Below are 594 nucleotides of genomic sequence, written 5' to 3'. Positions count from 1 at the left end.
GTTTTTATGTCGTTTTTTAGTTTGTATTTATATGTTTATTTTTCCTTTAATTGTTTCAATAAGTCTTTAATTTCCGTTAATTCACTCTCTATATGATGCAACCGACTTTGCATATCATCAATCTCTTGCTCTGCTTTATAATTAATCGCAAAGTCAATAACAGATTCATGTTTATCACGCGCAGCTTGACGGTTTTGACTCATCATAATAACAGGAGCTTGAAATGCTGCTATAAAAGATAAACATAAGTTCAATAAAATAAATGGTGGAGCATCAAAGTGTTCCCCTTTTGTGATAGGCAGGCTATTCCACATAATCCAGAAACCAAGAAAACATGCAAACCAGCTGATGAATCGCCAGCTACCTCCAAACTGTGCAATTTTATCAGCTAGTCGGTCTGCCCACTTTGTTCGTTGTGTATATGCACTATCAAGTTGGTGAAGGATTTCTGACTCGTAACGATCTACAAGTCGGTCAATACGCGTTAAGCTTTCATGGTTTAAATCAATATCAAAACCTTGAATTTTCGTAGCCTCTTTTTTTTGTCCTTTAATTTGATTCCAGATTTTTTGTACCATTGTACAAACCTCCTCA

The 594-nt window shown here is 35.2% G+C and carries 1 protein-coding gene; it reads right to left on the bottom strand.

The window, feature by feature from the left end:
- Positions 1–35: 35 nt before the first annotated feature.
- Positions 36–578: a DUF1003 domain-containing protein gene (locus V7024_RS13535; protein ID WP_335520826.1), complete on the bottom strand. Its 543-nt coding sequence runs from the start codon at positions 576–578 to the stop codon at positions 36–38.
- Between the last annotated feature and the right edge of the window lie 16 nt (positions 579–594).

Origin of the sequence: Bacillus sp. JJ864, from assembly GCF_036963045.1 — a bacterium.
Taxonomy (GTDB): Bacteria; Bacillota; Bacilli; order Bacillales; family Bacillaceae_G; genus Bacillus_A; species Bacillus_A pseudomycoides_C.
The sequence above is the reverse complement of the archived record's forward strand: the minus strand, read 5'-3'. Positions and strand labels throughout refer to the sequence as shown.